The sequence below is a fragment of the Subtercola boreus genome, assembly GCF_006716115.1.
Taxonomy (GTDB): domain Bacteria; phylum Actinomycetota; class Actinomycetes; order Actinomycetales; family Microbacteriaceae; genus Subtercola; species Subtercola boreus.
The window spans coordinates 629,019-654,565 of the sequence record NZ_VFOO01000001.1 but is presented as its reverse complement, the minus strand read 5'-3'; the positions used below and the strand labels follow the sequence as shown (position 1 = coordinate 654,565).

Here is a 25,547-nt window from a genome sequence, read left to right as displayed (position 1 = left end):
CCTCAGCCGGCTAGAGCCACTTCTCCGCCAGGTGGTCGGCCACGATGCGGCGGATGGTGCCCGAGTGGGAGCGCAGCACGATGCTCTCGGTGCGGATGATCGGGCCCTTGCGTCGCACACCGTTCACCAGCCCGCCATCCGTCACGCCCGTCGCGACGAAGAACGTGTTGTCGGAGGCGACCAGGTCGTTGGCCTCGTAGACGTGGTCCATCAGGAGGCCTGCGTCGATGCCGCGCTGGCGCTCCTCGTCGTTGCCCGGGCGGAGGATGCCCTGGATGAATCCGCCGAGCGCCTTGATCGCGCACGCCGTGACGATGCCCTCCGGGCTGCCACCAATGCCCACGCACATGTCGGTGCGGGTCTCGTAGCGGGCCGCGTTGATGCCGCCGGCCACGTCGCCGTCGAGCATCAGCCGCGTTCCGGCTCCCGCAGCGCGGATCTCGTCGATCAGCTGGGCGTGCCGTGGACGGTCGAGCACCGCGATCTTCATCTCCGAGACATCCTTGCCCTTCGCCTTGGCGAGTGCGCGGATGTTCTCCCCGATGGGCTTCCGGATGTCGACGACACCGATGCCCTCGGGACCGGTGACGATCTTGTCCATGTAGAACACCGAGGAGGCGTCGAGCATCGTGCCGCGGTCGGACACGGCCATCACGGAGATGGCGTTCGGGCGGCCTGCGGCCGTCAGCGAGGTGCCGTCGATCGGGTCGACGGCGATGTCGCAGGCCGGTCCGTTGCCGTTTCCGACGTGTTCACCGTTGAACAGCATCGGGGCCTTGTCCTTCTCGCCCTCGCCGATGACGACGACACCGTCGAAGTCGACCGTTCCGAGCAGGGCTCGCATGGCATCCACAGCCGCACCGTCGGCGGCGAGCTTGTCGCCCTTGCCGATCCACGGCCAGGCCCGGATGGCGGCGGCTTCGGTGGCCCGAACGAGTTCGAGGGCGAGGTTCCGGTCGGGGTGCTGCAGGGAGGCGGGAGAATCGGTGATGGTCAAGGCGGTTCCTTCTCGGGGCTCGTGACAGGGCGGTGGCGGGAGTCCCGCCCGCGTGAAGACGGTGAGTGTGCCCGCTTGCTTACAGAGTAGCGCTGGCAGGGCCCCCAGCCCGGGAAGGCCTGTCTCGCTATGCTGGAACCGCACATCATCAAAGGAGAGTCATGCCCATCGCCACGCCCGATCAGTACGCCGAAATGCTCGACAAAGCGAAGACCTCCGGGTTCGCTTATCCAGCGGTCAACGTCTCGAGTTCGCAGACGCTGAACGCGGTGCTGCAGGGCCTCTCCGAGGCGGGTTCCGATGGCATCATCCAGGTCACCACGGGTGGCGCGGACTACTTCGCGGGCCAGAAGGCCCAGGCCGCCTCGGGCAGCGCCCGCGCGACCGGCGCGCTCGCCTTCGCCGCGTTCGCGCACGAGGTCGCGAAGAACTACCCCATCATTGTGGCCCTCCACACCGACCACTGCCCGCAGAACGCTCTCGACAGCTTCGTGCTGCCGCTGATCGCCGCGAGCGAGGCCGAGGTCAAGGCCGGCCGTGACCCGATCTTCCAGTCGCACATGTGGGACGGATCCGCCATCCCGCTCGGTGAGAACCTGAAGGTCGCCGAAGACATCCTGAAGCGCACCCGCGCCATCAACGCCATCCTCGAGGTCGAGATCGGCGTCGTCGGCGGCGAGGAGGACGGCGTCAGCCACGACATCAACGAGCACCTGTACACGACTGTCGAGGATGCCCTGGCCACCGTCGAGGCGCTCGGCCTCGGTGAGAACGGGCGTTACATGGCGGCCCTGACGTTCGGCAACGTGCACGGCGTGTACAAGCCCGGCAACGTGAAGCTCCGCCCGGAGCTGTTGAAGGAGATCCAGGACGGCGTGTACGCGAAGTACGCCTCGACCCTCGGCGACAACCACAAGCCCTTCGACCTCGTCTTCCACGGCGGCTCCGGTTCGAGCGACGCTGAGATCACCGAGGCCGTCGCGAACGGTGTCATCAAGATGAACATCGACACCGACACGCAGTACGCGTTCACCCGGTCGATCGCCGGCACGATGTTCAGCAACTACGACAGCGTGCTGAAGGTCGACGGCGAGGTCGGCAACAAGAAGGTCTACGACCCGCGCGCCTGGGGCAAGATCGCCGAGACCGCTATGGCCGCCCGCGTGGTCGAGGCGACGCAGCAGCTCGGCTCCGCCGGCCACTCCGGAAAATAGGCCGCACCCGCTCCTCCCGCACCCGCCCCTCCTGCACCCTTCGCCGGGTTTCCCTGTAGCGCAACGGACCGCCCGTTCAGCTGCGCATCGGGGAAACTCGGTAGGGTCGTGGGCATGGTAGACGACAGGCCGAAACCCAAGTACGGCGAGCTCGCCCCTGAGGGCTGGGAGTGGAAGCCCCCCGCACCACCCGCCGGCGCGGACGTGCCGGTGCCGGCCGCCGGGGGCACCCAACCGGGCTCCGCGCCGTCGCCCTACGGCGGCCAGGCAGTGCCGCCGACCGGCCAGCCGCGTCCGTACAGCCCGCTGAACGGGCAGGATTCCGCTCCGAAGTACGGTGCCACCGCTGCCGGCGCACCCCGCCGCCTCAACACCGCCGACGTGGTCGCGACCGGCGTGCTGCTCTTCTTCGGCATCCTGCTCTCGGCCAGCATGGTGCCCGCACTGTTCGACTTCAACACCGTTCTCGGCCAGGCCGCGGCCATGCAGGGCTATGGCTCGTTCGCCGCGTCGTCGGCCGCCCAGACGGTCGGCACCGTCGCGGGTGTGCTGACGGTCATCCTGAACCTCGGCTCGATCATCCTGTCGGTGCGGCGCGTGCAGCGCCGCCGGATCGCGTTCTTCATCCCGCTGGTCTTCGGCGCGGTCACCTTCGTCGTCTGGATCGGCGCGATCACGTTCGCGTTCTTCAGCGACCCGTCGTTCCTGCAGGAGATCACCGCGGTCACGGGCACCACCGCTCCTTAGCGTCGCTGCCGCGCCGATCGGCTCGGGAGTTCGAGGTGGCGGTGCGGGGCCGAGGCGGGCGGGGCGAGCGGGGCCGGGCGGGCGGGCAGGGCGGGCGAGGCGGCTACGCGCCGCGCAGGGTCTTCAGGCGGCTGAGCAGCTGGGGGCCCGAGCGGTCGAGCTGGCGCCCGCCGAGACGGATGCCCGCGATCGCCAGTGCCGTGCCGAGAAGCAGCCCCACGACCAACCCGATCCACCCGACCAGCGCGGAGCCGGTGACGAACCCCACCACGGTCAGCACGATCTCGGGCAGCACCAGCAGGGTCAGGATGCCCCAGGTCGCGAACGAGCTGAGCGCCGTGGTGAAACCGGCGCCGGGAGCCGATTTGAACGGGTTGTCGCCGGCGGCCGGCACCGGGATGACGATGCGTGCCGACGAGACGCTGGTGACGCCGAAGCCCGACAGCAGAGCGCCGAACCCCAGCCCGAGGAGGAGCGGCAGTTCGGCCCAGGCGTTCGCGATCCCCACGGTGATGAGCGTGAGGGCCAGCACGACGGGAACCGCGATCACGGCCAGTGCCACGACGCGGCCCAGCCGGTCATCCCTTCCGCGCACCCCGTCGGCGACGTGTACGGCGAACGCGGTGCCGTCATACGAGATGTCGGCGAGCGTTCCGAGCGACAGGAGGAACGCGACGAGAGGGCCCGCGAGCGTCAGGAGCGTGAGCGAATGCATGTTGTTCGAGTAGAACGCGAGCAGCACCGGGATCAGCGGCACGACGATCAGCTGGCGGGCGTAGCGGGGGTCGCGTCGCCAGTAGGTGAGGCAGCGGGCCGCGACTGCGCCGGCCGGAGTGGCGGGGAAGACCCCGAACAGGCCGATCTTGCCGCGGGCGACCCGCTTCGACGCTGCCGCGTGCGGCGAGACGAGCGCGGCAGCGAGGCTCCGCCGCCAGATGAACACCAGCAGAGCGAGCGTCGCCACGGCGATGAGGAACTTGAACCCTGCCCCCGCGGGATCGCCGGCTGCCAGGTCGGCGGGCACGCTCCAGGCGGCACCGAGCGGTGTCCAGCCGAGCCCGTCGGCGATCGCCGGCAGGGCATCGGCCGAGTTCCGCACACTCTGGCTCACGCCGATGATGATCGGGCCGAGCAGGATGAGCGGGATGAAGATGAGGATGCTGCTGATCTCCCGGAACCGCCGCTGCGACTGCAGGCTCACGCTGAGCGCGGCCACCATGCGGGAGCCGACCACACAGGTGAGCACGGCCAGGGCGGCACAGACGACCGCGGCCGCCGCCGCAAAGGGGTACCGGATCCACGACGCCACGGTCGCGAGCGAGGCGATCGTCGTGATGACGCCGGGCACACCGAGCACCCCGGCGAGGGTCAGCCCCACCAGCAGCTTCGACATCGGCAGCGGGAACTGGGCGAGCCGTGCCGGGTCGAGCGTCTGGTCGACCCCTGCCGCGATGAGAGGCACCACGATCCAGCCGAGCACCACCGCCGACCCCGCAAGCACGATGATCGTCGCGGCGAGCTCCTGCGGAGCGAACGCCAGGGCGACGAGCCCGATCACGGCGATACCGAGCACGCCGAGCCCGTAGACCGCCCCGATGATGACGGCGACCAGCTGCCAGGTGCTCCGCCGGAGGGAGTTGCGAAGGACGAGGAAGCGGAGTCTCAGGAGTGTCGCAACCATGCCGGACCCTCCGTGTGGTGCCGCCCGCCGACCAGCTCGACGAAGCGGTCCTCCAGGGACGATTCGCCGCGTACGTCGTCGACGGTGCCTGCGGCCAGCACACGGCCCGCCGAGACGACGGCAACATGGTCACACATGCGCTGCACGAGATCCATCACGTGGCTGGAGACGATGACCGTTCCCCCGCCACCCACGTAGTCGGTCAGCATGTCGCGGATGTTGGCGGCCGAAACCGGATCCACCGACTCGAACGGCTCGTCGAGCACGAGCAGTTTCGGCGCGTGCACGAGCGCGCAGGCGAGGGCGATCTTCTTGGTCATGCCCGCGGAGTAGTCGACGACGAGGGTGCCCGCGGCGCTCTCGAGGTCGAGCAGCTTCAGCAGGTCGGCGACCCGCTCGGCGACGGTTTCACGCGACATGCCGAACAGCAGGCCGTTGTAGGTGACGAGCTGCTCGCCGGTGAGACGGTCGAAGAGTTTGACGCCGTCGGAGAGATTGCCGACGAGCTGCTTGGCCTGAAGCGGCTGCTGCCACATGTCGACGCCGTGGATGATCGACTGCCCGGCATCGGGTTGGAGCAGGCCCGTGGCCATCGAGAGCGTCGTCGTCTTGCCGGCGCCGTTCGGGCCGACGAGGCCGTAGAACGACCCTGTCGGAACGGTCAGGCTGAGCGAGTCGACGGCGACTTTGTCACCGAATCGTTTGGTGAGCCCACGGAGTTCGAGGGCCGCGACCGGGAGGTCTGGCGTCATGGAGATTCCCCTTCTCATCGCCCCCATCGTAGGGGAGGCGCTTCGGCGGGGACGAAACACTCAGCTCCGGCGGCCTCCGAGAGCCCGGGCATCCTGCTGCCCCGACGAGCTCTGGCGGAGCTCCTTCGGAAGCGAGAAGATCAGGTCTTCTTCAGCCGTCTGAACGGTCTCGATGTCGCCGTAGCCGGCGCCGGCCAGGTCGTCGAGCAGTTCCTGCACGAGCACCTCGGGAACGGATGCCCCGGAGGTGACACCGACCGTGTTGACGCCGTCGAGCCACTCCTGCTTGACCTCGTGCGCGTAGTCGACGCGGTAGGCCGCCTTCGCGCCGTATTCGAGCGCGACCTCGACGAGGCGCACCGAGTTGGACGAGTTGGCCGAACCCACGACGATCACGAGGTCGCTGCCGGCGGCGACCTTCTTGATGGCCACCTGGCGGTTCTGGGTGGCGTAGCAGATGTCGTCGCTCGGCGGATCCTGCAGGTTCGGGAACCGGGCGCGGAGGCGCCGCACGGTCTCCATCGTCTCGTCGACGCTGAGGGTGGTCTGCGAGAGCCAGACGACGCGGTCGGGGTCGCGCACGACGATGGTGTCCGCCTCGTCGGGGCTGCCGACGAGCGTGGTGTGCTCGGGAGCCTCACCGGCCGTTCCTTCGACCTCTTCGTGACCTTCGTGACCGATCAGCAGGATCTCGAAGTCGTCACGGGCGAAACGCACGGCCTCGCGGTGCACTTTCGTGACGAGCGGGCAGGTGGCGTCGATGGCCTGGAGACCCCGGTCTGCGGCACCCTGCACCACGGCGGGCGACACGCCGTGCGCGCTGAAGACGACATGCGAGCCGGCGGGTACCTCATCCACCTCCTCGACGAAGATGGCGCCCTGCTTCTCGAGCGTCGAGACGACATGCACGTTGTGCACGATCTGCTTCCGCACGTAGACCGGTGCGCCGTAGCGTTCGAGGGCCTTCTCGACGGCGACGACCGCGCGGTCGACTCCGGCGCAGTAGCCCCGGGGGGCGGCGAGCAGCACCCGCTTGGCTCCGATGACGGGGGTATCCTTTAGCCTGTTGCGTACGCCGGGGATTCTCGGCATCGGCAGACTGACGGTTGCGTTGCTCACCTGATGATTCTACGTGCAGGAGGTGTGGGCTTGGCCGTTGCGTTCGATCCGAGTGGTCCGCCGACCCTGGAGAGCCCGTGGCCGGTCTCCGTGTTCTCGGGCAAGATCAAGGCCTACCTCGACCGCCTCGGCACCGCCTGGGTCGAAGGCGAGATCACCCAGTGGGGCGTGAGCGGCGGCAACGTCTACGGCAAACTCCGGGACCTCACCGAAGATGTCACGGTCGGTTTCACGATCTGGTCGTCGGTGAAGGCGAAGCTGCCGGATGACCTCAAACAGGGTGACCGAGTGATCGCCCTGTTCAAGCCGAACTACTGGTTGAAGGCGGGAACGCTCTCGATGCAGGTGTTCGAGATGCGCCACGTCGGGCTCGGCGACATGCTCGAGCGCCTCGAGCGCCTGCGCCGCCAACTCGCCTCCGAGGGGCTCTTCGACGCCTCCCGCAAGAAGCCGCTTCCCTTCCTCCCCCGCTGCATCGGGCTGGTCACGGGCAAAGACAGTGACGCCGAGAAAGACGTGCTGCGGAATGCGCAACTGCGCTGGCCGTCCGTGTCGTTCCGGGTCGTCCATGCCGCGGTCCAGGGCGACCGGGTACCCCGCGAGGTCTCCGCGGCGATCAGCGCGCTCGACGCCGACCCGGAGGTCGACGTGATCATCGTCGCGCGGGGCGGCGGCGACTTCCAGAACCTGCTCGGCTTCAGCGACGAGAGCGTGCTGCGGGCGGCCGCTGCGTGTGCGACACCGCTGGTCTCGGCGATCGGGCACGAGGCCGACCGGCCGCTGCTCGACGAGGTGGCGGATCTCCGGGCATCCACACCGACCGACGCCGCGAAGCGGGTGGTTCCGGATGTCTCGGAGGAACTCGACCGCATCGACCAGGCCCGCGCCCGCCTGTCGCTCCGCGTGAGCGCGTTCGTGCGGCACGAGATCGATCGCGTGGAACAGCTGCGGTCGCGGCCGGCTCTGGCCGGATCCTCCTGGATCGTCGACTCGCGGGCCGAAGACCTGACCCGTTACGTGGCCCGCGGCACCGAACTGCTGCACCGGGTGCTCGAGCGCGCCGGCAACAGCACGAGCGAACTGGGCGCGAGGCTCCGGGCGCTCTCGCCGCAGAGCACACTCGACCGCGGTTATGCGATCGTGCAGGGGCCGAGCGGCGGCATCGTGCGGCGGCCCTCGGATGCTCCACCCGCCTCCTCGCTCACAATCACACTTGCCGAGGGAACACTCACAGGTCGCTCGGAGGGCGAGGCCCCCTCCTCCGGTCGCGGATAGGATTGGAGCCATGCCGAACCCCTCTGCTCCTTCCGACGCGGTCGCTGTGGGCGCTCCCGCCGGTGCCGCCACCGACACGAGCGCGCTCAGCTACGAGCAGGCCCGCGACGAGCTGGTGCAGGTCGTGAACGAACTCGAGCGGGGCGCAGCCACCCTCGAACAGTCGCTGGCGCTCTGGGAGCGCGGCGAGGCCCTGGCCGCTCGCTGTGAGGAGTGGCTGATCGGTGCGAAGTCGCGGCTCGACGCCGCCCGGGCCACCGCGAGCTCCGGATCGAAGGCGGAGTAGCCCGTGGCCCAGAAACCTCCGCGCGTCGTCGCAGAGCTCGGTCGGCCCGAGACCCTCGAGGAGACGACCGCCCGCAAGGCGGAGCAGTCGCGCAAGTACCGGGCCAACAAGACCATCAACAACCTGTGGCTGTCGCTGATCGTCTGCGTCGCCGTGGTCATCGTGATCGTGCTGCTCGTACCCCGGAACGACACCTCCCAGCTGCAGACCATCGACTACCGCTCGGTCGCGACGAGCGCGCAGGCAGCGCTGCCCGTGCCGGTCGCCGTACCCGACCTGCCCACCGGCTGGACGTCGAATGCCGCGGAGATCCGCCGGGGCAACGACGGTGTGGCCTACTGGTACATCGGGCTGGTGACACCGGCCACCACCTTCGTGGCGCTCGCGCAGGGTGTCGACGCGAACGACAGCTGGCTGTCCGACCAGGTGCACGACACGGCGGCTTCGTCGACGATCCTGGTCGACGGCATCCAGTGGACCGTCTACGACAACCGGTCGACCTCCCAGGACGTCGGGAACGCCGAGTACGCCCTCACCACGACGGCAGGCCGCAGCACCTACGTGCTCTACGGAACAGCCAGCGACACCGACGTCGAGCTCGTCGCGGCCGCCCTCACCACCAACATCGCCGCCCAGTCGACCGCCGGGCCGGCGCCGAGCACAGGAGCCGGGTCGTGAGCACCGTCGAAGAAGCCAGCACACCCGCCGAGACCTGGGCGGAGATGCTCGCCGGCAACGAACGATTCATCACCGGGGCACCGCAGCACCCCCGGCAGGACGTCGATCGGCGCAACAGCCTCGCAGCCCAGCAGACACCCCGTGCGGCGCTCTTCGGCTGCAGCGACTCGCGGCTCGCCGCGGAGATCATCTTCGACCAGGGCCTCGGCGACCTCTTCGTCGTGCGGAACGCCGGACAGGTCATCTCCGAGTCCGTCGTCGGCAGCCTGGAGTACGCGGTCGGCGTGCTCGGCGTGCAGCTCATCGTCGTGCTCGGCCACGACGAGTGCGGTGCGGTGAGGGCCGCGATCGACTCGGTGCTTCCGGATGCCGAACCCCTGCCGGTGCACATCGCCAACCTGATCAGCCCGATCATCCCGGCGGTCAGGCGGGTCGCCGGTGAGGCCGCCCTGGCCGGTGCGGAGGCGGACGCCCCTCTCGATGCACATGTGGTCGGCAAGTACCACCTCGAAGACACCATCGCCGAGCTGCTCGAAAGCTCGGAGATGATCTCCGAGGCGATCGCCGACGGCCGCCTCGGCATCGTCGGGGCCAACTACCGGCTCTCCGAGGGCCGCGCCGAACCCGACGTGGTGATCGGCGACCTCTGACCCGTCGCTCGCACCAGCGGACGAGCCGACACCTCACACAGCTCTCACGACAACCATCCCGCGTGCCCCTCTCCCGGGCCACGCACCTACCGAAAGGAACCACGAAGTGGTGGAGAACGCAGCCGGATCCGAGTACCGCATCGAGCACGACACGATGGGCGAGGTGCGGGTTCCCGCCAGCGCCCTGTACGGCGCCCAGACGCAGCGTGCGGTCGAGAACTTCCCCGTCTCAGGCGACGTGCTGGAGCCCGCCCAGATCGCGGCCCTCGCACGCATCAAGAAGGCGGCAGCCCTCGCGAATGCCGAACTCGGCGTGCTCGACCGCGGAATCGCCGACGCGATCGCCTCGGCCGCCGACGAGGTCGTAGCAGGAGACCACGGCGACCAGTTCCCGATCGACATCTACCAGACCGGCAGCGGCACCTCAACGAACATGAACATGAACGAGGTTCTGGCGAGCCTCGCCTCCGAGCGGCTCGGCTCGAAGGTGCACCCGAACGACCACGTCAACGCGTCCCAGTCGTCGAACGACGTCTTCCCGACCTCCGTGCACGTCGCCGTCACGGCGGCGCTGATCAACGACCTCGTCCCCTCCCTCGCGCACCTCGCCGAGGCACTGGAGGAGAAATCGGTGCTCTGGGCCACGGCCGTCAAGTCGGGCCGCACCCACCTGATGGACGCGACGCCCGTCACCCTCGGCCAGGAGTTCGGCGGATACGCCTCCCAGGTGCGCCTCGGCATCGAGCGTGTCGAAGGCACGCTGAAGCATGTCGCAGAGGTTCCCCTCGGTGGCACGGCCGTCGGAACGGGCATCAACACGCCCGCCGGCTTCCCGCAGCTGGTCATCCAGCTTCTCGCGTCGGAGACGGGCCTGCCGATCACCGAGGCCCGCGACCACTTCGAGGCGCAGGGCGCCCGCGACTCGCTGGTCGAGGCATCCGGAGCACTGCGGGTGCTTGCCGTCAGCCTCACCAAGATCTGCAACGACCTCCGCTGGATGGGCTCCGGCCCCAACACCGGCCTCGGTGAGCTGCACATCCCCGACCTCCAGCCCGGTTCGTCGATCATGCCCGGCAAGGTCAACCCGGTCATCCCGGAGGCCGTGCTGCAGGTGTGCTCGCGGGTCATCGGCAACGACGCGTCGATCGCCTGGTCGGGTGCGTCGGGCTCGTTCGAGCTCAACGTCGCGATCCCGGTGATGGGCACGGCACTGCTGGAGTCGATCCGCCTGCTGTCGACGTCGTCGGTGCTGCTCGCCGACAAGACCGTTGCGGGTCTCGAGGCGAACCTCGAGCGCGCCCGCGCGCTGGCCGAGTCGTCGCCCTCGATCGTCACGCCGCTGAACCGCATCATCGGGTACGAAGCGGCGGCGAAGATCGCGAAGCACTCCGTGGCGAACGGACTCACCGTGCGCGAGGCCGTCATCGACCTCGGTTTCGTCGAGCGCGGCGAGGTCACGCTGGAGCAGCTCGACACGGCGCTCGATGTGCTGTCGATGACGCGGCCGCCCCAGGCCACGGCCTGAGGCGCGGTCGGGGCTCCGGCGCGGTCGGGGCTCCGGCCGGGAGCCTGCCTGTGAGCGCAAGATTTCTGTGAGCGAGAAGAAGCTGTGAGCGAGAAGAGCCTGTGAGCGAGAAGAACTGGGCGGGCAACGTCGCCTACGGGGAGAAGAAGCTCCGGCGACCGCGCACGCTCGACGAACTGCAGCAGCAGGTCGCCCGCGCTGAGGCGGTGCGCCCGCTCGGGTCGCGACACTCGTTCAACACCATCGCTGCCACCCCGGGCATCCTGGTCTCCTTCGACCGCTTCGAGCCGGTGATCGACATCGACGAGGTCTCGATGACGGTGCGGGTGACAGCGGGCATCACCTACGGCGTGCTCGGCCACTACCTGCAACAGCACGGTTTTGCGCTCGCCAACCTCGCCTCGCTGCCGCACATCTCGGTCAGCGGGGCCACGGCGACGGCGACGCACGGCTCCGGCGACCGGAACGGCAACCTCGCGACATCCATCGCCTCCCTGCAGCTGGTGCAGGCGAACGGATCGCTCGTCGACATCTCGCGGGGAGATGAGCAGTTCGACGGCTACGCCGTCGGCCTGGGTGCACTCGGCGTCATCAGCGAGCTGACCCTCGACATCGAGCCGACCTTCGACGTGGCCGTCTCGGTGTTCGAGAACCTCTCCTGGAACGACCTGGCCGCACACTTCGACGAGATCACCTCGGCCGCGTACAGCGTGAGCCTCTTCACGAACTGGGCCAACGACACCGTCGACCAGGTCTGGCTGAAGCAGCGCCGGGGGCGCCACGCGCTGCATCGCGACGTCACGGCTGACGGTACGGTCGATGGCGCGAGCGGCGGCGCGGCTGACGGCACGAGCGGCGGCGCGGCTGGTGGCGCGGGCGGCCGCGCGGCTGGTGGCACGGGCGGTGTCGCGGTCGGGCTCGGCGAAGGGTTCTTCAGCACCCGCTCCGCCACGGAACGCCGCCACCCGCTCCCGGATGTCGGAGCGGAGGCCTGCACCGAGCAGCTCGGCCTTCCCGGCGCGTGGATCGACAGGCTCCCCCACTTCCGGCTCGACTTCACCCCGTCGAAGGGCGACGAGCTGCAGTCGGAGTACCTGATCCCGCGCGAGCACGCCGTCGCGGCAATTGATGCGCTCCGCGGGCTCGCGCACCGGATCGCCCCGCTGCTGTTCATCAGCGAGATCCGCACCGTGGCCGCCGACACCTTCTGGCTGAGCACAGCCTCCGAACGTGACTCCGTCGCGCTGCACTTCACGTGGAAGCCGCTCGGGCCGGAGGTCGAGGCCCTCCTGCCCGATCTCGAGTCCGCACTCGCGCCGTTCGGTGCGCGCCCGCACTGGGGCAAGGTCTTCGCGGCCGATGTCTCGGCGATCGCTCCGCTCTACAGCCGGATGCCCGACTTCACCCGGCTCGCCGAACAGGTCGACCCGACCCACAAGTTCCGCAACGACTTCCTGCGCGCAAAACTCTTCGGCGCCTGACCCGCGCCGCCTGCGCGCCCCCGAGCCGCCCGGAGGCGCGGCCAGACGGCTAGGCGGGTCTCGCACGCGCACGCGACGAACAATTGGACGAGCTTCAGCAAACAGACGGCGCAATAGCTGGTCGTAGCGGCTGAGAATCGTCCGTCTGTCGAAGGCCCGGCGTCGAGACGGCGATTCACTCCGGGATCACTCCGCCCGGCAACACGATGGCTGCGACGACCGGCACCCAGAAGCCGAGCAGGAGGAACGGCCCGAGCGGAATGTCACTCGGGCTAGCCCTCACGGTGGAGGCGACACCCACAGGAGGCCTGACACCAACTCTGACGCTCCCTTGTTCGCGAGGGCTGAAGGCGAGGCCGCCAGCGGCCTGTCGGGGGCTCCGGCAGGCACGGCCACAGGCACGGGTCGTCCGCTCACGGCACCGGCAGGCACGATCGCAACTCCGGCGAGAACGCCGGCGCGTGCGGTCGAGCACGAGCAGCGAGACGAGACCGGCCGTGAACGCGGTGGTGGTGACGGCGAGGACGTAGGGCGCGAGGCTCGCTCCGGCGAGCGGCGCGAGTGCCGCCGCGAGCAGTACAGCGAGCTTCACGTCTCCCATGGCGAGGGCGCCCGCCGCGCGGAACAGTGCGAACACGACCAGGGTCACGCCCGCGACGAGTGCGGTGCCGGAGGCGTCGACGTGCGCCACCAGTGCCGCCGCGGCCGCCGCGAGAGCCACCACCGCAAGTCCGGGAAGCACGATGACGTTCGGCAGCCGGCGATGGCGCACGTCGAAGACGACGAGGAATGGCGTCGCGACGGCAACGTACAGCACGGGCAGGACGGACAGGGCGAAGACGAAGGTGACGGGCATCCGGAGACCCTAGACCGAGGGGCCGGCGGCCTGTAGAAGTTATCCACAGGCATCCGGCCCCTCGTCGAACATGCCCGCCGCCTCACGCCGGCAGCGCGCCGGTGCTACGACAGCTCGTTCGACTCCAGCATCTCCGTCACCAGCGCAGCGATCGCCGACCGCTCCGAGCGCGTCAGCGTGATGTGTCCGAAGAGCGGGTGGCCCTTCAGCGTCTCGATCACCGAGGCGACGCCGTCGTGCCGGCCGACGCGCAGGTTGTCGCGCTGCGCCACGTCATGTGTAAGGACGACGCGTGAGTTGGACCCGATTCGCGACAGCACGGTCAACAGAACGTTGCGTTCGAGTGACTGCGCTTCATCCACGATCACGAACGCATCGTGCAGCGACCGCCCGCGGATGTGCGTGAGCGGCAGCACCTCGAGGATGCCCCGCTCCACCACCTCGTCGAGCACGTTCTGCGACACGAGCGAACCGAGCGTGTCGAAGACCGCCTGCGCCCAGGGGTTCATCTTCTCGCTGGCATCTCCCGGCAGGAAACCGAGCTCCTGGCCACCGACCGCGTAGAGCGGCCTGAACACCATGATCTTCTTGTGCTGCTGCTTCTCGAGCACCGCTTCGAGCCCGGCGCAGAGGGCCAGAGCGGACTTCCCCGTACCGGCTCGACCCCCCAGCGAGATGATGCCGACCTCGGGGTCGAGCAGCATGTCGATCGCCACACGCTGCTCAGCCGAGCGCCCGTGCAGGCCGAACACGTCACGGTCGCCGCGCACCAGCTGGAACGAGTGCTTTCCGTTCACGCGTCCCAGCGCCGATCCACGATCCGAATGGATGACCAAGCCGGTGTTGATCGGCATGTCCGACACCAGCGGGGTGTCCATGCCGTCCTGGTCCCAGAGCTTCGACATGTCGGCGGCGCTCAGCGTGATGCTGTCGATGCCGGTCCACCCGGAATCGACGGCGAGCTCCGCGCGGTACTCTTCGGCGGCGAGCCCGATGGACGCCGCCTTGACCCGGAGCGGGAGGTCTTTCGACACGACCGTCACGTCGAGCCCGTCGTTCGACAGGTTCAGCGCGACGGCGAGGATGCGCGAGTCGTTGTCCTGCAACTGCAGGCCCGACGGCAGCACCGACATGTTCGAGTGGTTGAGTTCGACCCGCAGGCTCCCACCGGCATCACCGACCGCGATCGGGAAGTCGAGCCTTTCGTGCAGCACGCGCAGCTCATCGAGGTTCCGAAGGGCCTGGCGGGCGAAGTATCCGATCTCCGGGTCGTTCCGTTTGGATTCGAGCTCGGAGATGACCACAACCGGGAGCACCACAGGATGCTCGGCGAACCGGAAGATCGCCTTCGGGTCGCTCAGCAGTACGGAGGTGTCGAGCACATAGGTACGCTCGGCCGTCTTCTGGCTGGTGGTCTCGGACTTCTTGAGTTTCTGATCGGGCACAAGTACTCCAACCCCGGGCGGCGTTGCTCACCCGGATCTCTTTCCGGCGAAGCGGCCGCCAAGCCTCTTTCAAGACCGTGGCTGGTATCGAAACGTACTTATGTGGCCGCCTCGATCAGGTGCCATACCTGATGCTCACAACCTATTCCGAAGGGGTGCGCCGAAACGAATCGACACACCCCTGCAGACGTTAACGTTGTGTTACGGGGGAGGAACCGAACGATGTCAGGAGGTCTTCTTCGCGAGATCGTCTGCCGCGTCTTCGGCTTTGTCCGCCACGTCGTCGGCGGTGCCGCGCACCTTGGCCGCTGCATCCTTGATCACGCCGGGCGCCGCCTTGGCTGCGTCGGTGAGCTTCTCCTGCACGATCGGGGCCTTGTCGGCAACGAACTGCTCGGCGTTGTGCACGGCCTTCTGCACCTGCGGCTGATTCCACGCCGCCTCGGCTTTCGACTTGATCTGCTCGTAGCGCCTGCGGCCAGCCGCTGAACCCGCAACGTAACCGACTCCGAAGCCGATCACCAGCAAGATTTTGCCCTTCATCCGATTTCACCGTTTCTTCTGTCGTTCGCGAATGTGTACACGATCGATGTTCCGGATATTCGGGCCACGCTTCAAGGGCTTGACCTCGCCCTGCGTCATCCTGTCGACGCGGTCAGCTGCCGAAGCGCCGGTTGCGCCTCGAGAAGTCACGGAGTGCCCGCAGGAAGTCGACCTCGCGGATGTCCGGCCCGAGCGCCTCCATGAAGTAGAACTCGCTGTGCGCGCTCTGCCAGAGCAGGAAGTCGCTGAGGCGCTGCTCGCCCGACGTGCGGATCACCAGATCCGGATCGGGTTGCCCGCCGGTGTAGAGATGCGCGCTGATCAGCTCTTCGTCGAGGTTCGCGGCGAGATCTTCGAGCGAGTGCCCGGCGTCCTGGTGGGTGCGGATGATACTCTGCACGGCATCCGCGATCTCCGTGCGGCCCCCGTAGCCCACAGCGAGGTTGACGTGCAGCCCAGGATGACCGGCGGTGCGCTGCTCGGCGTCGGTGAGGGCATCCACCAGCCGGGACGGCAGACCCTCGTTGCTGCCGACATGCTTGATGCGCCAGTCGCGGTAGTTCGACAGTTCTTCGGCCAGTTGCGCGATGATCTCGATCAACTCGGTGAGTTCGGCTTCGCTCCGGCTCGAGAGGTTGTCGGTCGAGAGGAGGTAGAGGGTGGCGACCTTGATTCCGAGGTCGTCGCACCACTCCAGGAACTCACGCACCTTGACGGCCCCGGCCCGGTGACCGTGCGCGGCGGTCTCGAGCAGGTTCTGCTTCGCCCAGCGGCGGTTGCCGTCGATGATCATTGCCACGTGGTGCGGGAGGTTGCCGGCATCGAGCTCGCGCCTGAGCCTCTTCTGGTAGAGCCCGTAGAGCAGGCCTCTTCCCGGGGTGTCCTGCCTGTTTCGCACGAGGTAACGCTACCCCCCGTGGGCCCAAACTCCCAGCGGGTGCCGGGCGAGCCCCGAGTAGGGTGGAATCATGCCCGTGCAGCCCGATTCGTCACTGACCGATGAGGGCGCTCCCCTCCCCCACCTGCCGCTGCTCGACGATGCGGCAGTCGGTGAGGACCGCCAGGCAGGGCCGGTTCCCGAGGTCAAACCCACCTGGCGCGGCTGGATCCACGCCGGCACCTTCCCCGTCGCGATCGCCGCGGGAATCGTGCTCGTCGTGCTCGCCGACGGCGCAGCGGCCAAGGCGTCGAGTGCGGTCTTCGCGGTCACCTCACTGCTGCTGTTCGGCAACTCCGCGCTCTACCACCGTTTCAATTGGAAGCCGAAGGTCAAACGGCTTCTCAAACGGATCGACCACGCCAATATCTTCCTGCTGATCGCCGGCACCTACACGCCGATTGCCGTGCTCGCCCTGCCTCCGGGCAAGGGCACCTTCGTGCTGATCGCGGTGTGGGTCGCCGCCGTTCTCGGCATCGGCTTCCGGGTCTTCTGGATCGACGCCCCGCGCTGGCTCTACACGCCGCTCTACGTGCTGATGGGCGGGGCGGCGCTGCTGTTCATCGTCGACATCTTCAACGCCAACGCGGTGACCATGACGCTGGTGCTCGTGGGCGGTCTCGCCTACATGCTCGGTGCGCTGGCCTACGGCCTGAAGCGGCCGAACCCGGTGCCGGGGGTGTTCGGGTTCCACGAGATCTTCCACGCGCTGACGCTGGTGGCGTTCGCCTGCCACTGGACGGGCATCCTGCTGATCGCGATCAACCCGCCGTTCAACGGCTGAGCGGGTTTGGGGCCGGGGCCGGCTGAGCGCGGCGGAGACCAACGGCCCGCGTCACAGCGGCCCGAGCATCCGCGAAACGCCTACTTCTTCGCGTCGAGGCCCTTGGCTCCCGGCCCGCGGTCGGCAGCGGCACGCGCGGCCTCTTCGGCATCCAACTTCTCCGCCACCTGCGCCCGCATGTTCACCCGGCGCACACGCCTTGTCATGTCGACGATCAGCAGCACGGCGAGCACCATGACGCCGAACGTGACGATGAAGCCGATCGTTCCCGGGGTGACGGTGTCGGGGTTGAACGCCGGGTCGGTCGACGGTGTCGGCTCGGGCGTGACCTCGGCCAGCCAGCCGAGCGCCGTACCGACGACGGTGTGGATGGTCGCCGAAGCGGTCACGACGAGACTCATTTCGACGACCATCCGTCGTCGTCGATTCCGGCGAAGAGGTCGTTCTCGAACTCTCCCTCGCCGGCTGTCGGCAGTGGCACCTTCGAATCGATGAGCTGGTAGTCCTCGAACGGCCAGGCCTGCTGCTGCAGCTCGTTGGGCCAGAAGAAGAAGGCACTGTCGGGGGCGACCTGCGAAGCGTGGGCGCGGAGGGCGTTGTCCCGCGCACCGAAGAAGGCACCCGCGGGAACCTGGGTCGTCGCGAGGTAGGGGGTCTCGTCCATCCACCGCTTCATCTCGGTGAACGACTGGATGAGCGGGTTCTCGGGATCCGTCTCGACCAGCAGATCGTGGATGGCCCGCATGCGCTGCGAGCTGAAGATGCGGTCGTAGTAGAGCTTCGAGACCTGCCAGGCCGCGCCGAGCTCGGGCGCATACGACGGATCTGCGGCCAGCTCGTAGGCGAGCACCGAGATGTCGTGGCAGCGGATGTGGTCGGGGTGCGGGTAGCCACCCTTCTCGTCGTAGGTCAGCAGCACCTGAGGCTTCTGCTCCCGGATGAGGTGCACCAACGGCCGCACGCTCAGCGTCGGATCGATCGCCGCGAACGCGTTCGCCGGGAGCGGTTCGTCGTTCTCGGGGAGCCCCGAGTCGGCGTACCCGAGCCAGCGGTGCTCGAAACCGACCGCCGCCTGGGCCGCGGCCATCTCGACGCGTCGGAGCCCCGGCATGTCCCGGTCGCCCCAGGCGCGGAGTTCGAGCCCCTCGTTCAGGATGTCGCCCCGTTCGCCGCCCGTGCAGCTGACCACCATCACCTCTGCGCCGCGGTCGACGTAGTAGGCGTAGGTCGCGGCGCCCTTGCTCGATTCGTCGTCGGGATGAGCGTGCACGGCCATGAGACGAAGTACCAGCTGTCTCAACTCCTCAGCTAAGCGAACTACCCTGTAGGCAGGGTCGAAGATTCTGCCGGGAAATTCCGACTCGACCAGACTAATCGTTCGGCAAGGAGACCAGGCACGTGAGCGAAGACGAGCAGATCGAAGACGGGCCCTTCGCTGCCACCTCAGACCTTGAGGCTCCATCCTCGACGGTGGCCGCGGCATCCACTGTTCGCGGCGAACGTTACGGCAACACCGCGAGGTCACGCGGACGCGGCCGGTTCATCGCCCTCGCCTTCGGGGCCGCGGTGGTCGTCGTGATCGGATCCTGGGTCGTCTGGGCCGGGCTCGACGGCTCACAATCCACAGTGGATGCTCAGGACAAGGGCCACGTCATCGTGAGCAACACCCGTGTCGATGTGACCTTCGACGTGTCGGTCGACCGCGGCATCGCAACCGCCTGCGCCGTGCAGGCGCAGAACGAGCAGCATGCGGTCGTCGGCTGGAAGATCGTCGACATCCCGGCTTCGACACAGCGCGACCAGGAGGTCACCACGACGGTGCTCACCACGGAGCCTGCCGTCACGGGTTTGATCTACAGCTGCTGGCTCACGTAAAATCTGGTCTTTGAGCTAAGGAGTTCGCATGGCCGAAGAAGCAGCAGTCAGCTGGCTGACCCAGGAGGCGTACGACCGCCTGGCGAATGAACTCGAGTACGCCAGCACGACGGGTCGCCAGGAGATCACCGACAAGATCCAGTCGGCGCGCGAGGAGGGCGACCTCAAGGAGAACAGCGGCTACCACGCCGCCAAAGACGAGCAGGGCAAGATCGAGGCGCGGATCCGGTTCCTCACCAACCTGCTGAAGACCGCGCAGGTGAGCGCGGCCCCCGAGAGCCACGGTGTCGTGGTGCCCGGTACGGTCATCACCGCCGTGATTGCGGGCGACGAGAGCGTGTTCCTGCTCGGCAGCCGGGAGATCGCGGGCGAGAGCGACCTCGACGTCTATTCGGAGAAGAGCCCGCTCGGCACGGCCATCCTCGGCCTCGCCGTCGGCGACTCGACCACGTATGAGGCCCCCAACGGACGCGCCATCACGGTGAAGGTGACGGCCGTGGAGAACTACACGGGCTGACCGCCCCGCGTACCTTCCCGCCCCCGCCATTCCATCGAGTGGGCAGTTCGGGCCCCATAATCTACGATTTGGGGCCCGAACTGCCCACTCGAATGTTTGGAGGTGCGGGGGTGCGGGGGTGTGGGGCGGCGGCGGGTTCAGTCCTGGACGAGGCGGGCGTCGTAGCCGGCGTCGCGGAGTTTGGCGACGACCTCCGCGCGGTGCTCGGGGCCCCGCGTCTCGACACTCAGCTCGAGTTCGACCTCGCTGAGCTGCAGGCCGCGGCCGTGCCGGGTGTGCAGCACTTCGATCACGTTGGCGTTGGCCTCCGCCACGATCTCGGCGGTGCGAGCGAGCTGCCCCGGGCGGTCGGGCAGCATGATCTTCAGCTTCAGGTACCGGTCGGAGGCGGCGAGTCCGTTGCTGATGACGCGCTGCATCAGCAGGGGGTCGATGTTGCCGCCCGAGAGGATGACGACCGTCGTTCCGGGATCCTCCCCGACCTGGCCGGACAGGATCGCGGCCACACCGACCGCGCCGGCCGGCTCGACCACGAGCTTCGCCCTCTCCAGCAGCACCAGGATCGCCCGGGCGATGTCCGCCTCGGTCACCGTCACGATCTCGTCGACCAGTTCGCGGATGATCTCGAAGTTCAGCGCACCCGGTTTCGCCACCGAGATGCCGTCGGCGATCGTCGCCGAGGTGCGGATCAGCGTGGGCTCCCCCATGGCCAGCGACGGCGGATAGGCCGCGGCGTTCGCCGCCTGCACCCCGATGATCCGGATGCTCCGCCCCTCGGCCGCGGCACGGTGCTTGAGGGCGCTGGCGACGCCCGAGATGAGCCCGCCGCCGCCGATCGGCACGATGACCGTGCGCGCATCCGGGGCCTGCTCGAAGATCTCGAGCCCGAGCGTGCCCTGGCCGACGATGACGTCGGGATGATCGAACGGCGGTATCAGCACGGCGCCCGTGGTCTTCGCGAACTCCGCCGCCGCCGCCAGGGGCTCTTCGACCGTGTGGCCGCGGAGCAGAACGTCGGCGCCGTAGTCGCGCGTCGCCTGCAGCTTCGGCAGGGCGACTCCGAGGGGCATGAAGATGGTGGCCTTGATGCCGAGCTCACGGGCCGCGAAGGCGACACCCTGGGCGTGGTTGCCGGCGGAGGCCGCGACGACGCCGCGCGCCCGCTCCTCGGGGCTCAGCCGCGACATCCGGTAGTACGCACCACGGATCTTGTAGGAGCCGGTGCGCTGCAGGTTCTCGAGCTTCAGCAGCACCTCCGACCCCAGTACCTCGGCGAGGTAACGTGAGGTCTCCATCGGGGTGCTCTGCGCCACCTTCGAGACGACGGCCCGCGCGGCTTCGATGTCGGCCAGCGCCGGCACGACCGACTGTGTGTGCGACGGCGCGGGGGTCTCAAGCATCTGCTGTGGATTCTTTCGGATCGGGTTTCGCGTGCCAGGTGCCACTCGCGATGTATTTCACCATCACATTGAGCGTGGCGATGAAAGGCACGGCGAAAAAGGCACCCGGGATACCTGCGATGATACTTCCCCCCGCCACAGCCAGTACGACTGCCAGGGGATGCACCTTGACGGCCGTTCCCATGACAAGCGGCTGCAGCACGTGGCCTTCGATCTGCTGCACGAGCAGAACGACACCGAGCATCACGAGCGCTATCACCCAGCCGTTGTAGATGAGGGCGATGAAGATGGCGACGGCACCCGTCAGGACGGCACCGACGACAGGGATGAACGAGCCCAGGAAGACCAGGACCGCGACCGGCACAGCGAGCGGAACACCGAGCAGGAACGCCCCGAGCCCGATGCCCACCGCGTCGACGAAAGCGACGAGGATCTGCACCTTCACGAAGCTCTGCAGAGTGGTCCAGCCGGCCTTGCCTGCGCCGTCGACCCCTGCGCGGGCGCGCTTCGGGAAGACGCGGACGAGCCATTTCCAGATGCCCTGGCCATCGATCAGGATGAACAGCGTCGAGAACAGCACCAGAAGCACGCCGGTGAGCACATGGGTCAGGGTCGACCCCACGCTGAGGGCGCCGCTGACCAGAGCGGAACTGTCGTTCTGGATGGCCTGGAACGCCTGCCCGATGTAGCCGTTGATCTGGTCGTCGCTCAGCTGCAGCGGCCCCGTCTGCAACCAGTCGTGCAACTGGTTGTAGCTTGCTGTGCTCTGCGTCTTGAGATCGGCGTAACCCGACGAGATCTGCGTCGTGACGAGGATGCCCAGGCCGCCGATCACGAGGAACACACTGAGGATCGAGACGACGATCGACAGCCACTTCGGCCAGTGATGGCGGATCAGGAAGTTCTTGAACGGCACGAGCAGTGCGCTCAGCACGACGGCAATGAGCAGCGGGATGATCACCAGCGAGAACTGCGCGAGAACGAAGAGCAGCGCCGCCAGCGCGCCCGCGATCACCAGCAGCCGCCATGCCCACGCCCCGGCGATCTGCATGCCCGGGGGAACGGACCCGGATGCCGCGGCGGCGGTCGCGGTGGCCTCGGTCACGCTCGCCGCCGACTCGGCGACCTCGTACTTGGCGTCTGCCGCGGCTCGAAGCCGTGCAAAGAATCCCGCGCGGCGGCGGGGAGGGCTGGGGGGTGAGGCTGTGCCTGACATTGCCCCATTCTAGGAGTCCGGAGCGGCCGTGGACTCCGCGCGGGCACCCCTTGTGGAGAGACACCGCGAAGTGCGCACTGTGGAGGAGGAGAGGGGCGTCGCGCGAACGATGTCCGGGGTCAGCAGTAGGGTCGAGGCGTGGTTGATTCGATGTCTGCGGCGCTGGCCAGGCGGGTGGCGCTCGGCGCCCAGGGGTTCGGTGCGGCGCGCACGGGCGGCAGCGCTACATCCGGTCCCGCGGCGGGCGGCAGCGCGACATCCGGTCCCGCGGCGGGCGGCAGCGCGACATCCGGTCCCCCGGCGGGCGGCAGCGCGACATCCACGCGGCCCACACCGGGGCTCCGCCAGTTCGCGCCGCTCGTGTCGAAGCTCGCGCTGCTGCAGATCGACTCCGTGAACGTCTTCGAACGGAGCCACTACCTTCCCGTCTTCGCTCGGCTCGGCGCCTACGACAAAGCGCAGCTCGACCGGCTGACCTACGGCCCGCGCATGATCGAGTACTGGGCGCACGTCGCTTCGTTCATCCCGGTGACGACCCTGCCGCTGCTCCGCTGGCGCATGGACGACTACCGCGCCCGCACCGACGCGGGCACCGACACGTGGGCGGCCGGGAATCCCCAGATGATCGCCTGGCTGCAGAGCGAACTCGCCGAGAAGGGGCCGATGACCGCGAGCACCTTCGAACACGAGAGCAACCGGCGGAACGGGCCGTGGTGGGGCTGGAGCGACGTGAAGATCGGGCTCGAGACGCTGTTCCGCTGGGGCGACGTGGTCTCGGCCGGCCGCACGCGGTTCGAGCGGCTCTATGCGCTGCCGTCGCAGGTACTCCCGCCCTCGATCGTCACCGCGCTCCGCGATACGCCCGTGCCACGGGAGGAGGCGATGCGCGAACTCGTGTCCCAGTCGGCGCGCGCACTCGGGGTGGGAACGCTCGGCGATATTGCGGACTACTTCCGCCTGAAGACGGTGGATGCCCTCCCGGCCGTCCGCGCGCTCGAGGAGTCGGGCGAACTGCTGCCCGTCACGGTCGACGGCTGGAACCGGCCTGCATGGCTGCACCGCGACGCGCGGTTTCCCCGACGAATGGATGCCGCGGCCATCCTCTCGCCGTTCGACCCCGTCGTCTGGCGGCGTGAGCGGGCCGAGCGGCTCTTCGACTTCCACTACCGCATCGAGATCTACACGCCGCAGCCGAAACGCATCTTCGGCTACTACGTGCTGCCCGTGCTGATCGACGACCGGGTCGTCGGCCGGGTGGACCTGAAGAGCGACCGCCAGGCCGGCGTGCTGCGCGTGCAGTCGGCGTGGATCGAGCCGGGGGTCTCCCCCGCGGCTCACCCGACCATCGCCGCGCGCCTGGCGGCGGTGCTCCGCACCACCGCCGCGTGGCAGGGCCTCGACGCCGTCGCGGTCATGCCCGCGGGCACCTTCTCGGCCCCCCTCGCCGCGGAGCTGGCCCTCCCCGCCTGAGTGTCGCTCCCCTGCCCCCGACCGCGCTGTGCGTCGTCGCTCTCAGCCCGGACTCACCCTCCGATCGAGTGGGCAGTTTGGGCCCTAAAACGGCAATCTTGGGGCCCAAACTGCCCACTCGATGGAGTGTGAGACCACGCGGGCACGGGACCCGCGGGAGGACGGGCTGTGCGTACAAAGGCGCGGGCGCCTCCCACCGACCGCCCGATCGGATTCGGGTGGGCAGTTTGGGCCACAAAGGAGCAGTTTTCGGGCCCAAACTGCCCACTCAATGGAGTGTGAAAAGCGCGGGCACCGAGGAAAGGGACGGTGCCGCCCACGGCACGCGACGGGCCACCCTGAGGGGGGGGACGGTGCCGCGCCCGGCGCGCAACGGGCCACCCCGAGGGGGGACGGTGCCGCCCGCAGGGCGCGACGAGCCACACCGAGGGGGAACCGAGCCGCCCGGCGCGCAACGGGCCACCCCGAGGTTCTACGGTGCCGCCCCCGGCGCGCAACGGGCCACCCCGAGGTTCTACGGTGCCGCCCGCAGGGCGGACCATAAACTCAGAACGAGCCGCCCATTTTCTGGAGGCGGGCGACGCGCTCGGGGATCGGGGGGTGGGTTGCGAAGAGTTTGTTCATCAGGCCGGGCTTGAGGGGGTCGGCGATCCACATGTGCGCCATCGACGTCGACTGCCGCACCATGGGGCGGCCGTAGTTCTCGAGTTTCACGAGGGCGCTGGCGAGCGCGTCGGGGTGGCGGGTCGTCATCGCGCTCGTCGCGTCGGCCAGGTATTCGCGCTGGCGGGAGACGGCGAGTTGCACGACGGTGGCGACGAGCGGCGCGATGATCGCGGCGACCAGGCCGAGGATGAGCAGCACGGGGTTCGAGTTGTTGTTGTTGCCGCGGCCGAAGAAGGCCATGCGGAGGAAGAAGTCAGCGATGATGCCGACGGCGACGACCAGCCCGTAGACGATCAGCGAGACACGGATGTCGTAGTTCTTGACGTGCCCGAGTTCGTGCGCCATGACGCCTTCGAGTTCGGCGTCGGTCATGATGTCGAGCAGTCCGGTGGTCACGGCGACGACCGCGTGTGCGGGGTCACGCCCGGTCGCGAAGGCGTTGGGGGCGGCGTCGTTGACGATGTAGACGCGGGGCATCGCCATGCCGGTGGTGATGGAGAGGTTCTCGATGATGCGCCAGAGCCGCGGGTTGTCGGCCTTCTGGATCTCCACCGCACCACTCGAGATGACAGCCTGCGAGGCCGCGAAGAAGTACTGCACGATCGCGAACCCGATCGCGAAGACCAGGATGACGATGGTGAGCGAGAAGTTGTTGTCGAGGAACCCGGCGAGATAGCCGAGCCCGCCGATGATGAGCACGAACAGAACAAGGATGATGACGGTGTTGCGCTTGTTCTGCGCGATGGCTTTGTACAACTACGGCCCTAGAACTGCACGCGCGGCGGCTCGGCGATGGCGGCGAGGTCGGAGACCTCGAAGAAGTCGCGCGAGCTGAACCCGAGGCGCTTGGCGAACACGTTGTTCGGGAAGACCTTGATCTTCGTGTTGAGCTCCCGCACGCCGCCGTTGTAGAAGCGGCGCGACGCCTGCACCTTGTCTTCGGTGTCGACAAGCTCGGCCTGCAGCTGCAGGAAGTTCTGCGACGCCTGGAGCTGGGGGTAGGCCTCTGCGACCGCGAAGATGCTCTTCAACGCGCTCTGCATGTGGTTCTCAGCGGCGGATGCCTCGGCGGGGCCCTGCGCGCTGAGCGTCTCTGCCCGGGCCTGTGTGACGGCCTCGAAGACGCCCTTCTCGTGCGCCGCATAGCCCTTCACCGACTCGATGAGGTTCGGCAACAGGTCGGCCCTGCGCTTCAGTTGCACCGTGATGTCGCTCCACGCCTCGTCGACGCGCACGTTCAGCGTCACCAGCGAGTTGTAGGTCGCCCACAGGTAGATGCCGACGATGACGACGAGCACGACGACGATGATCAGAGGGATGAGCCATTCCATGCCACCACTATAACGACTGAGGGCTCCTCACACAGCGGCGGTGCGGCAAGCTCCCAGCGAGGTCGCCGGGCGGCAGGCGGCAGGCAGCAGGGCCGCCGGATG

26 protein-coding genes are annotated in these 25,547 nt (G+C 68.3%); 12 read left to right on the top strand and 14 right to left on the bottom strand.

What is annotated here, in order from left to right; all coding sequences use genetic code 11:
* Nucleotides 1–10 precede the first annotated feature (10 nt).
* Nucleotides 11–997 (bottom strand): class II fructose-bisphosphatase, encoded by a 987-nt coding sequence (gene glpX / locus FB464_RS03145; RefSeq protein WP_116415155.1) that lies wholly within the window; start codon nucleotides 995–997, stop codon nucleotides 11–13.
* A 161-nt stretch (nucleotides 998–1,158) separates the two neighbouring features.
* On the opposite strand from glpX, the gene fbaA reads away from it, so the two are divergent.
* Nucleotides 1,159–2,211: a class II fructose-bisphosphate aldolase gene (fbaA, locus tag FB464_RS03140; RefSeq protein WP_116415156.1), complete on the top strand. Its 1,053-nt coding sequence runs from the start codon at nucleotides 1,159–1,161 to the stop codon at nucleotides 2,209–2,211.
* A 114-nt stretch (nucleotides 2,212–2,325) separates the two neighbouring features.
* Nucleotides 2,326–2,958 (top strand): DUF6264 family protein, encoded by a 633-nt coding sequence (locus FB464_RS03135; protein ID WP_116415157.1) that lies wholly within the window; start codon nucleotides 2,326–2,328, stop codon nucleotides 2,956–2,958.
* Nucleotides 2,959–3,061: 103 nt separating this feature from the next.
* Here FB464_RS03135 and FB464_RS03130 read toward each other — a convergent pair whose 3' ends face one another.
* Genes FB464_RS03130 through FB464_RS03120 form a run of 3 tightly spaced genes read right to left on the bottom strand, consistent with a single transcriptional unit; the run spans nucleotide 3,062 to nucleotide 6,483 of the window.
* Nucleotides 3,062–4,639 carry a transporter gene (locus FB464_RS03130; RefSeq protein WP_116415158.1) on the bottom strand — a complete coding sequence of 526 codons (1,578 nt, stop codon included), beginning with the start codon at nucleotides 4,637–4,639 and terminating at the stop codon, nucleotides 3,062–3,064.
* Complete coding sequence (locus FB464_RS03125) at nucleotides 4,621–5,391, bottom strand: ABC transporter ATP-binding protein (RefSeq protein ID WP_246092899.1); 771 nt, start codon at nucleotides 5,389–5,391, stop codon at nucleotides 4,621–4,623. Before FB464_RS03125 ends, FB464_RS03130 begins: the two co-directional genes overlap by 19 nt.
* A 60-nt stretch (nucleotides 5,392–5,451) precedes the next feature.
* Nucleotides 5,452–6,483: a 4-hydroxy-3-methylbut-2-enyl diphosphate reductase gene (locus FB464_RS03120; RefSeq protein WP_142206766.1), complete on the bottom strand. Its 1,032-nt coding sequence runs from the start codon at nucleotides 6,481–6,483 to the stop codon at nucleotides 5,452–5,454.
* A 57-nt stretch (nucleotides 6,484–6,540) separates the two neighbouring features.
* Between FB464_RS03120 and xseA the strand changes: the two genes are divergently transcribed.
* From xseA to FB464_RS03090, 6 genes are all read left to right on the top strand, one after another.
* On the top strand, nucleotides 6,541–7,785 hold the full coding sequence (xseA, locus tag FB464_RS03115) for an exodeoxyribonuclease VII large subunit (RefSeq protein WP_246092898.1): 1,245 nt from the start codon (nucleotides 6,541–6,543) through the stop codon (nucleotides 7,783–7,785).
* Nucleotides 7,786–7,795: 10 nt separating this feature from the next.
* On the top strand, nucleotides 7,796–8,071 hold the full coding sequence (locus tag FB464_RS03110; RefSeq protein ID WP_116415160.1) for an exodeoxyribonuclease VII small subunit: 276 nt from the start codon (nucleotides 7,796–7,798) through the stop codon (nucleotides 8,069–8,071).
* Between the two features lie 3 nt (nucleotides 8,072–8,074).
* Entirely contained in the window at nucleotides 8,075–8,749 is a 675-nt protein-coding gene (locus FB464_RS03105) for a DUF4245 domain-containing protein (protein WP_116415161.1), read from the top strand.
* A 44-nt stretch (nucleotides 8,750–8,793) separates the two neighbouring features.
* Nucleotides 8,794–9,399, top strand: coding sequence for a carbonic anhydrase (locus FB464_RS03100; protein WP_116416629.1), 606 nt, complete (start codon nucleotides 8,794–8,796; stop codon nucleotides 9,397–9,399).
* 106 nt (nucleotides 9,400–9,505) lie between these two features.
* On the top strand, nucleotides 9,506–10,924 hold the full coding sequence (locus FB464_RS03095; RefSeq protein WP_116415162.1) for a class II fumarate hydratase: 1,419 nt from the start codon (nucleotides 9,506–9,508) through the stop codon (nucleotides 10,922–10,924).
* 101 nt (nucleotides 10,925–11,025) lie between these two features.
* The gene (locus FB464_RS03090; protein ID WP_116415163.1) at nucleotides 11,026–12,405 is read left to right on the top strand and encodes an FAD-binding protein; all 1,380 of its coding nucleotides are present in this window, start codon (nucleotides 11,026–11,028) and stop codon (nucleotides 12,403–12,405) included.
* A gap of 175 nt (nucleotides 12,406–12,580) precedes the next feature.
* Here FB464_RS03090 and FB464_RS03085 read toward each other — a convergent pair whose 3' ends face one another.
* From FB464_RS03085 to FB464_RS03070, 4 genes are all read right to left on the bottom strand, one after another.
* Entirely contained in the window at nucleotides 12,581–13,261 is a 681-nt protein-coding gene (locus FB464_RS03085) for a prepilin peptidase (RefSeq protein ID WP_116415164.1), read from the bottom strand.
* Nucleotides 13,262–13,365: 104 nt separating this feature from the next.
* Nucleotides 13,366–14,706 carry an RNA 5'-3' helicase PhoH2 gene (phoH2, locus tag FB464_RS03080; RefSeq protein WP_246092897.1) on the bottom strand — a complete coding sequence of 447 codons (1,341 nt, stop codon included), beginning with the start codon at nucleotides 14,704–14,706 and terminating at the stop codon, nucleotides 13,366–13,368.
* A gap of 225 nt (nucleotides 14,707–14,931) precedes the next feature.
* Nucleotides 14,932–15,249 carry a YtxH domain-containing protein gene (locus tag FB464_RS03075; protein ID WP_116411743.1) on the bottom strand — a complete coding sequence of 106 codons (318 nt, stop codon included), beginning with the start codon at nucleotides 15,247–15,249 and terminating at the stop codon, nucleotides 14,932–14,934.
* A 112-nt stretch (nucleotides 15,250–15,361) separates the two neighbouring features.
* Nucleotides 15,362–16,147, bottom strand: a complete 786-nt coding sequence (locus tag FB464_RS03070; protein ID WP_116415165.1) for an isoprenyl transferase — start codon at nucleotides 16,145–16,147, stop codon at nucleotides 15,362–15,364.
* Nucleotides 16,148–16,217: 70 nt separating this feature from the next.
* Between FB464_RS03070 and trhA the strand changes: the two genes are divergently transcribed.
* Nucleotides 16,218–16,970, top strand: a complete 753-nt coding sequence (gene trhA, locus FB464_RS03065; RefSeq protein WP_116415166.1) for a PAQR family membrane homeostasis protein TrhA — start codon at nucleotides 16,218–16,220, stop codon at nucleotides 16,968–16,970.
* Between the two features lie 80 nt (nucleotides 16,971–17,050).
* On the opposite strand, the gene FB464_RS03060 is transcribed toward trhA, so the two are convergent.
* Both FB464_RS03060 and mca read right to left on the bottom strand, forming a co-directional pair.
* A complete protein-coding gene (locus tag FB464_RS03060) occupies nucleotides 17,051–17,371 on the bottom strand; it encodes a hypothetical protein (protein WP_116415167.1) in 321 nt (106 codons plus the stop codon).
* Nucleotides 17,368–18,246 carry a mycothiol conjugate amidase Mca gene (gene mca / locus FB464_RS03055; RefSeq protein WP_116415168.1) on the bottom strand — a complete coding sequence of 293 codons (879 nt, stop codon included), beginning with the start codon at nucleotides 18,244–18,246 and terminating at the stop codon, nucleotides 17,368–17,370. The genes FB464_RS03060 and mca overlap by 4 nt, the downstream gene beginning before the upstream one ends.
* A gap of 122 nt (nucleotides 18,247–18,368) precedes the next feature.
* Between mca and FB464_RS03050 the strand changes: the two genes are divergently transcribed.
* Entirely contained in the window at nucleotides 18,369–18,845 is a 477-nt protein-coding gene (locus FB464_RS03050; protein WP_116415169.1) for a DUF4307 domain-containing protein, read from the top strand.
* Nucleotides 18,846–18,873: 28 nt separating this feature from the next.
* Complete coding sequence (gene greA / locus FB464_RS03045; protein WP_116415170.1) at nucleotides 18,874–19,362, top strand: transcription elongation factor GreA; 489 nt, start codon at nucleotides 18,874–18,876, stop codon at nucleotides 19,360–19,362.
* Nucleotides 19,363–19,499: 137 nt separating this feature from the next.
* On the opposite strand, the gene ilvA is transcribed toward greA, so the two are convergent.
* Together ilvA and FB464_RS03035 are read right to left on the bottom strand one after the other, a co-directional pair.
* Nucleotides 19,500–20,762 (bottom strand): threonine ammonia-lyase, encoded by a 1,263-nt coding sequence (ilvA, locus tag FB464_RS03040; RefSeq protein ID WP_116415171.1) that lies wholly within the window; start codon nucleotides 20,760–20,762, stop codon nucleotides 19,500–19,502.
* On the bottom strand, nucleotides 20,755–21,978 hold the full coding sequence (locus tag FB464_RS03035) for an AI-2E family transporter (RefSeq protein WP_211327374.1): 1,224 nt from the start codon (nucleotides 21,976–21,978) through the stop codon (nucleotides 20,755–20,757). The genes ilvA and FB464_RS03035 overlap by 8 nt, the downstream gene beginning before the upstream one ends.
* A gap of 138 nt (nucleotides 21,979–22,116) precedes the next feature.
* Here FB464_RS03035 and FB464_RS03030 point away from each other — a divergent pair, with 138 nt between their 5' ends.
* Complete coding sequence (locus FB464_RS03030) at nucleotides 22,117–23,448, top strand: winged helix-turn-helix domain-containing protein (protein ID WP_246092896.1); 1,332 nt, start codon at nucleotides 22,117–22,119, stop codon at nucleotides 23,446–23,448.
* A gap of 546 nt (nucleotides 23,449–23,994) precedes the next feature.
* Here the strand turns inward: FB464_RS03030 and FB464_RS03025 are convergent.
* Together FB464_RS03025 and FB464_RS03020 are read right to left on the bottom strand one after the other, a co-directional pair.
* A complete protein-coding gene (locus FB464_RS03025; protein ID WP_116415172.1) occupies nucleotides 23,995–24,870 on the bottom strand; it encodes a M48 family metalloprotease in 876 nt (291 codons plus the stop codon).
* 8 nt (nucleotides 24,871–24,878) lie between these two features.
* Complete coding sequence (locus FB464_RS03020) at nucleotides 24,879–25,445, bottom strand: LemA family protein (protein WP_116415173.1); 567 nt, start codon at nucleotides 25,443–25,445, stop codon at nucleotides 24,879–24,881.
* Nucleotides 25,446–25,547: the final 102 nt, after the last annotated feature.